Annotated in this window: 7 protein-coding genes; 3 read left to right on the top strand and 4 right to left on the bottom strand. The window is 24.7% G+C overall.

The window, feature by feature from the left end; all coding sequences use genetic code 11:
• From ACMUOV_RS08310 to ACMUOV_RS08295, 4 genes are all read right to left on the bottom strand, one after another.
• A partial coding sequence (locus ACMUOV_RS08310) for a glycosyltransferase family A protein (protein WP_413854675.1) occupies positions 1-72 on the bottom strand: 72 nt, incomplete at its 3' end.
• Positions 73-107: 35 nt separating this feature from the next.
• On the bottom strand, positions 108-530 hold the full coding sequence (locus ACMUOV_RS08305) for a PqqD family protein (RefSeq protein WP_413854674.1): 423 nt from the start codon (positions 528-530) through the stop codon (positions 108-110).
• A 1-nt stretch (position 531) separates the two neighbouring features.
• The gene (locus ACMUOV_RS08300) at positions 532-1584 is read right to left on the bottom strand and encodes a hypothetical protein (protein WP_413854673.1); all 1053 of its coding nucleotides are present in this window, start codon (positions 1582-1584) and stop codon (positions 532-534) included.
• A complete protein-coding gene (locus ACMUOV_RS08295; protein WP_413854672.1) occupies positions 1581-2609 on the bottom strand; it encodes a nucleotidyltransferase family protein in 1029 nt (342 codons plus the stop codon). Before ACMUOV_RS08295 ends, ACMUOV_RS08300 begins: the two co-directional genes overlap by 4 nt.
• A gap of 160 nt (positions 2610-2769) precedes the next feature.
• Here ACMUOV_RS08295 and ACMUOV_RS08290 point away from each other — a divergent pair, with 160 nt between their 5' ends.
• The 3 genes from ACMUOV_RS08290 to ACMUOV_RS08280 form a co-directional block, all read left to right on the top strand.
• Positions 2770-4167 (top strand): sugar transferase, encoded by a 1398-nt coding sequence (locus tag ACMUOV_RS08290; RefSeq protein WP_413854670.1) that lies wholly within the window; start codon positions 2770-2772, stop codon positions 4165-4167.
• A 150-nt stretch (positions 4168-4317) separates the two neighbouring features.
• Positions 4318-4815, top strand: a complete 498-nt coding sequence (locus ACMUOV_RS08285; protein ID WP_413854669.1) for a hypothetical protein — start codon at positions 4318-4320, stop codon at positions 4813-4815.
• 27 nt (positions 4816-4842) lie between these two features.
• On the top strand, positions 4843-8478 hold a 3636-nt coding region (locus tag ACMUOV_RS08280; RefSeq protein WP_413854667.1), incomplete at its 3' end, for a hypothetical protein.

Raw genomic sequence — 8478 nt, 5'->3', positions numbered from 1 at the left:
GTTGTCATAATTTTGTGCATAAATACTTTCTATTGCCTGTTTTATATATTTACCGTTGTTGTATGTCGGCATTATTACCGAAATTAAAGGATTTATATTTTGCATGTTTATTTTTCTTCCTTAAAAACGGGTTGCCATCCTTCTTCTTCGTCAACATCATGTATGGGATCGGCAAGTAACATTTCCTGGGCATCTTCGTATTCGGAAACTTTCATCTCGAATTTATCTTTTTTTATAATTGCTTCATCAAGAACGGGGGTTTTTGAAGATTTCTCTCCTGCGATAATAATTTCTTTTTTTAACAGCTCATCAATAAAAATTTTGAATTTTTGTTCTATATCATTCGGACAAGATTCTATTTTTTTTAGATTATCAATAATTAAATTTGTTGAACAACCGTCAATAACGTCCTTAAAAATTATGCTTCCGCAATTATTCATTGCATAATAAATACCTGTTTCGGAATTTATTATAATGGCAACATTATCGGTAATATCGGCGAACATTTTTGCTTCGTTTAATTTATACATTTTAAAGCTCCTTAATAAATTGTTTTAATATTGTAACATTTTTATCTAAATTTTGTGATAAGTTTATTTGATAAAAATCCAAATCTTTGATAAAAGAAATTAGTAATTTTATATATTCCGTATCTTTATTGTTATTCATTTGGGTTGCCGTAGAATAAACTAATTGCGTAACGGCAGTATTTTTATTTGTTTTTTCAATTGTCGGTTCCGCTATATTGCTTATTTTAGGAAAAACAACAGCTTTTATTTCCAAATTATTTATGATATTAATATCATAAGAAGATATATTAAGAATGTATTTTGTATTATTATAATTATTACACATAAATTCCGATTTTAAATTTGTCATTTGTTTATATATTTGCGGGGATAAAGTAATTATTGAATAAATAGGAGAGGCATATAGTTTATTATTGCTCTTTTTTAATATTAAATAATCATCCGAAACATATTGAAAGCCGTTTGTTAAACAAGATACCGATAATGTCGATTTTCCGCTACCGCCTTTTGCTGAAATTAAAATACCTTTATTGTTGATCCCTACGGCGGCAGAATGAACAAGTGCCGAATATTCCGTTCTGATTATTTTACTTATTGATTTAACAAATAAATGTCCCTGCTTTGAAAGAATATCATAAGAATAATTTTCCGCTATAAAATAATACTTTTCTTCTTCTTTGTTTTCGGCATTAATTATATTGTTTTCCAAATCTATTTGCATAAACTCTTTTTTTTCGTGGGATATTGTTATCCATTTTGATTTATTATACTGTTCGCTTATATACGAATAAACAGTGTCTTTCCATATATATATGGTTGCATCATAATTATTTGCGGTATCTTTCAACGAACAGGAAAAATATTTTTCAAGTTGCGGTAAAAAGTCGGCAAATGCTATTTGTAACCTTATGGTTTTTATACCTAAATTCAAATATTTTGTAATAACTGAATTTTTATCAGCTGTTTTTTTAAAACTGTTGTCTAAAAAATTATAATATTTTATAAGAGAATTTTTATTGATGTTTAGTAAATAAGTTTCCGTTTTTAATGTCATATTTTAAATATCCTATTTGCAGTTTTATCAAAAAACAAAGAATTTATTATTGGTGTTTTCTGTATTATTTTTAAATATAAGAATATGCTGAATAATTTTATTTTTTTAAAATTTTTGGTTTTTTGTATCTGTTCTTTTAATTGTTGTGCTTTGCTAAAAAACAAATGCTTTTTCGTGTAAAAATTAAAATCTTTTTCTTCCTGTTCGGATATTTTAATTGAAGAAATAATGTTATTAGGGATTGTGTTCGGTAAAAAATGATTGAAAAGTTCTAACATTATTTTTGTTTGTGCAAGTGTTCCTGTTTGTTTTGCATTTTCTATTATTTGATTCCAACTTATATCTTTATTGTTTTTTATAATATGAATACCGTCTAATAACCATGAGATGTTTTTATAAAACGGCTGGGAATAAATTATATTGTCATAACCGTTATTAAATAACAGAAAAAGAAAATCTTCGGTATTTGGAATTAAAACACTTGAACCGTAAAAGTTATATTGTTTTGCTCTTTGAAAAATATTTTTATATATTTTATCGGTATTTTTATCACTTTTAACCAATAAATGATGAACATCAATTTTTTGTTTATCACCTTTTATTATTTCCGTAGCATTCGGGTATATTCCGTTTATTTTAAACCCTAACTTTTTACTTATATCAATAACTTCGTTAAATGTTTCTTTTGGAACGGCACAGTCTACATCATACATCATTCTTGCCTTATTTGGTTCAATTAATCTCATAGCGGCACCTTTCACCAACATAACGGGAATGTTTTTTTTGTTTAGTTCGTTTGTGAGTTGCTTTAAACCTAATAATAACGGAACGTTATAGTATTGAAATAATTTTAAAATTCCTTCCAATCTCGGTTTTATTTCATTCGGAATTTCTATATGCGGATTATTTTGAAATAAATGTGCAAGTAAAAAATTAAATGTTAATTTTTCTTTTTCTATATCATAATTAAAATCATATAACAAATGATATACTTCATCTTTTGTTACTGATTTTTTTAAATACAAATTTATAAGAATTTCTTCCTTTTCCGAAAGATTGATAATTTTTATAAAAAAATTGATATCTAACATATTTATAGTAAAAGTATATAAATTACCGGTATTATATAAAATATAAAAAAAATTTAAAATATTGTAAAATATAATGATTATTAAAAGATAAAAAATGTGTAAAACTAAAACAATGTTTATAAAAAATAAAAAATTTTCATTTATATTCTTATTACTTTTAACCGATTGTATAACATTTTTGTTATCCTTTTTAGTGGCTTTTTATGTAAGGTTTTATATACTGCCGGCAGAGATAGTTTATTCTTTCAGCCAATATTTTAAAATCTCTCTGTTATTAATCCCGGTATGGATATTATTCGTTAATTTTTTTATCGGATATAAATTAGCATATATTTCAAAATTTAATTTGTTTATAAAAGTATTAAAAACTTCAATTGCTTTTGTCATATTTATTCTTGCTTTAATTTTTATTATAAAAAACGATACATCAAGATTAATGGTATTTTTGATGTGGATTAATTTAATAATTTTTACTCTATTGTTAAGGTACATATTAAAAAAAATCATAGCATATATTGTGTATAAACTTAATATAAGAAATAATTTGCTTGTTATAGGAAAAAAAGTTAGAAAATATAAAAAAATTTTCAATAACAATTACATAAATAAGGTTTTTTATTATCCTTATGAACTAAATGATAAAAATATTGAAAAATTAAAAACTTTATCATTAAAAAAACAAATAAGAGAAATAATAATTATTAATTATTCAGTTAAGGATGAACAGTTTTTGTCTTTATGTAATTGGGCGGTAATAAATAATGTTGATATTAAAATAATACCGAATGAAACACAAATGGCAAAAGATAAAGTTGAATTTGATGACACACTTGGTATTCCCATTATTTTACTTGTATCAAACCCTGTATATGATTTTGAATATTTTTTAAAAAGAATTTTGGATATTATATTTTCTTTAATTATGTTAATCGTTTTGTTGCCTGTTTTTTTAATAATTGCAATCGCCATAAAAATTGAAAGTAAAGGTCCTGTAATTTTTAAACATTTAAGACTCGGATTCAATGAAAAAGAATTTTTTTGTTATAAATTCAGAAGTATGTCTGAAAATGCTAATGAAAATTTAAAAATTTTAATACAAAACAGTGCCGAACAAAATGAAGCTTTTTTAAAATTGGAAGACGATGATAGAATTACGAAAGTAGGTAAATTTATAAGAAAATACAGTTTGGATGAGTTACCGCAATTATTTAACGTGTTAAAAGGTGAAATGAGTCTTGTAGGTCCGAGACCTATAGTTCGTTTGGAGTTGGAACAGATAAAAAATTTTTATCATAATTACAGCTATGGGAAAATGTTTAAAGTATTACCCGGAATAACAGGACTTTGGCAGGTTTCCGGAAGGAGTTTGTTAAGTGATGAAAAAAGATTGGAATTGGAAATTTATTATGTTGATAATTGGAGTTTAAGTTTTGATATAAAAATTTTAATTAAAACAGTTTTTGTTGTATTGTTCCATAAAGGAGCATATTAACCGTAATTTACTTTTTGATTAAAATTCTTGAATAAGTTTTTTTTCTTCTAAAGTTTAAATATTTGTTTGAATTTATTGTTTTTACAATTTTCCTATTGAAATTTATAATAATATATACTAAAATATATAAGAGTTTAAAAGGTGTAGTATATGTTTAAAAAAATAAAAATATTATTAATCGCTTTTGCTATGCTTTTTTCAAATGTTGCTTTCTCGGCGACATCGGCGTATTCTCTCATTTCTCAAACAAATATTAACAAAGAAACTAAAATAGATATCGTTAAACAGTATCGCGGTATTGTTAATATGCCTAAAGTTTTTTGTGATATTTGTGTTGAATTAAGTCAAGAAATAATAAATATTTCAAATAAAGATAAAAATAACAGCAGTTTAAATTATAAATATACATATAACGATAATGTTGTCGGAAATATCAAAGCAATACAAAATAATAATAAAAAACAAACAGGTGTATTTTTTAACGGTAAAAAAATAAATTTAATTGACAAAGATAAACCTGACAAATTTTTATATTATAACGGTGATAATATTTTATACTATATTACGGCATACATAGGATTATTGCGTGCAAATGATGTTGTAAACAATAATACATTAGTAAATACAGGACAAACACTGCTTTTATAAAAGCAGTGTTTTTTTATTGGTTAAAAAATGAAAAATATAATAAAAAAACTATCAACTATAATGTTAAACTCTTCAGCTTCTCAGCTTTTCAGCTTCTCAGCAACCAAAGCTATAGCTTTGGTTATCGTAATCAGTTTGTTACTCGGGACAATCGGTAATAATGCCTATGCCGTTGCTCAATCATTTAATAATGAGCAGGAAGAAAATACGGCATCAAAATTTTCCGAAGGTAAAATTACCTCTTGTACCGATGCGGGAAGTAATGCAACCGTAGTAAATATTCAAGATTTACATTGTCATTACCAAACCCAACAAAATATCAGTACCATATTAAAGGAAATAGAAGATAATTACGGTATAAAAGCAATTTGTGTTGAAGGCGGTTACGGACAAATAGATACAAGCTGGTTAAGCAATATAAAAGATGAAAACTTAAAACAAACTTTAACCGATAAATTGTTGGAAGAAGGCGAACTTACCGGTGCCGAATATTATGTTATAAAAAATAACAAAAAAGATATTTTAAAGGGGTTGGATGAGGAAAAAACACATAAAGAAAACATAAAAAGGTTAAGTGATATTATAGAAAACGAAAACAAATATGCAAAAACAGTAGAAAGAGTAAAATATATTATAAATAAACTAAACAAAAAATATGTAAACAGAAGAAGCAGAAAATTTACCGACATCGTCAATAAATACAGACAGGAAAAAATAGATACTGCAAAATATTACGGTTTGATGTTAAAATATATAGAAAAAATAAATAAAGAACCGCAAAAATATAACAATATAATAAAAATATCCAAAACGGACTATCCGAATATATCGAAATATATTCAACTTACAAGTAATAATAAAAAAGTAAAAACAAAACAGGTTACGGTTGAATTGCAACAATTATTAACCGAATTAAAACAAAAGTTATCTTACGGTGAATATTCAAATATGTTGGCCGATACAAAAAACTTAAAAAATACCGATAAATTGATAAGTTATATACAATACTATGCCAATGAAAATAAAATAAATTTGGAAAAATATACACAATTAAATAATTTCGTTAAATTAAATTATATAAACAATAGTTTAAATCCCGTTGAAATGATAAAAGAAGAAACTGCTTTAGAAGATCAAATAAGAAAAGCTCTAGCTTATAATTTAACCGAATATGAAATTGCTTACATAACAAGTTTTGAACAATACTTTGAAAAATATTTGAATTACGGTTTAACATGTATTGAATGGAAATATTTTGAAACAGGTATAGAAAAATTCAGAAAATTATATACAAAATATGCCGTAGTTGACAGGATAAAAGAAATAGAAAAAGATTTTTACGAAATAAACAAGTATTATCAAACAAACGAAACGAGAAATTCAATATTCATGGATAATATAACAAAATACATAACGGATAATAAAAAAGTAAATATAAAACAAAAAAGAAATGCAGAGCAGATATTAAAAGATTCAAAAGAAATTATTGTTGTAGTTTCGGGAGGTTATCATAGTGAAGAATTAAAAGATATGTTATCAGATGAAAATATAAATGATATAGTTATTACGCCTAATGTTCTCGGTGATATTGATATTTCAAGTGAAAAGTATAAACAAATAATTAAAGGACAAGGCAAAATTCAAAGCCAAGCCCTTGCATACACTTTGGCTTCATGTGCTACGGATGAAAAACAAAAAGAACTTTTAATAAAAACTGCAGTTGACATAGTCGGCTTTGATAATGTTTCAAAACTATCAGGTATTTTAGGTAACCAAATAGAAACAGAAGAAATATTGTTTAAAAAAGCAAAAAATGAATTTGTAATAAAGACATCTGAAGGTAATTTTCAAATAGCAAATACAATTGACGAAGAAGTAGCAAAATCAAAAATAAAAGAAACAATAAACATTGTAATTGATAACAATAGAGATCTTTTATCAAAATTATTATTTTTTTATGGTATTGAAAATATTTTTTATCCAAATAACGAAATTATAAATAAATTAATAATTGAAATAGGTTTTGTGCTAAGTGCTAGCGGTTTTAATTTTGATAATAACGGCATTATTTTTGATATTGAAAATTCAGATTATTCTGGCGCGGATATTTTAGGAATGTATCCAGAACAATATTCCGATATGAGTAAAAATTTTCAAGAAGCTGTTGTTAAAACTCAGGAAGAAATTGATAAAAATAAAAAATATAAAGTGGTTAATATTGAACTGTCTTCTGATAAACAAAATTATGAAATTGTTGGGTTCCATGAAGAAACAGGTAAAGGAATTTCTTCACGTATTAGGAAAAAAAATGAAAACAATTATAGTTTTTTCATTGATAAAAATACGATTAAAGATTTTTACGGTGGTAAACCGACTTCGACAATACAAAATGATAATGATTATATTTATGAACAAATAAAAAATATGAAAGATAACAATTTGTCATTTGTTACTTTAGGACAATTATCGGATGATCATATTAACATATTGGGGAAAGAACAAAAGGATGTTATATTAAAAAATAATATAGTAAAGAAAAATTTATCACATCATCCAGATATTTCAATAGAACAGTACGGTAGTTTTTTAGAACCTTTAAAAAATCCTGATTATATTTTACAAAATCAACCAAATAGACCTAATTATTATTCGTTTATTAAAGAAGTTGAAAATAATGAAGACAATTCTATTTTATCCATATCTTTACGTTCTATAAATAATTATAACAACAAAAAATCCGAAATTGATTATTTTGTTGTTGATGGAGCTACGGAACAAGAAATTATTGAAATTCTTAATAAAAATGAAGTGTTTACCGAAGAACTGTTTAATTTGTCAAAAAATTTCGTAAATCAATGTGAAAATTTTGCAATAGTTATGGAAATGCTTAATGATACTATTGTGGAATATAAAGTTGATTCGATACATATTTTGAGATTTCTGCTTAGAGAAGAAAATATAAATTATATAAATGAAAACAAAGATAATATAGAAGTATTGGATACAATAATTTATCATATTGAATATTTGTGTTTGTTCTTGAATTCTAAAATGTCATTGAAAACTTTCGTAAAGGAAATAAATGGTTTAACATTAGATTTTTCATTAAGACATGTTGAATATTCCTATATCAATGTTCTCAATTATTTAAAGAAATTTAATGATATTAATGAAATAGATGAACTTTATTTTGAGTATAGAAAAAATAAATTTTTGGCACCGGATTCGCATTTTACATTAAAGAAAGTAGAAGATTACTGTTATCCTATATTGGAAATTTTAGGAGTGGAAAACAGACATATATATATGAATTTAATGATTAATATGGGTGTTGATGAACTTAAAGAGTTAAGAATGTTTTTAAAAAATTGTACACCCGAAGAAATAAACAAAATAAAAGGATTATTTTTGTCTTTAATAAAATTGGGAGATACTGCTATTGATACGGATAAAAATTGTTTGTCTTTAAAAATATTTTTAAATAACAACTTAACAAAAATGTTTGCGAATTTGGATGAAGCTTCACAATACTATAAAATTGCACTTTCCGTAAGTCATATAATTCCTGATGATATAGCTGAAGAAATAACAGATGAAATTGTAAATGAATATTTGCAACTTTATATTGAGCCTTTACAAAATAATTTAAGTGAAAATTTATTT

This window comes from Candidatus Ruminimicrobium bovinum (genome assembly GCF_902760015.1).
In the GTDB taxonomy this organism is placed as follows: domain Bacteria; phylum Elusimicrobiota; class Endomicrobiia; order Endomicrobiales; family Endomicrobiaceae; genus Ruminimicrobium; species Ruminimicrobium bovinum.
This window is presented reverse-complemented; position numbering and strand designations above follow the sequence as displayed.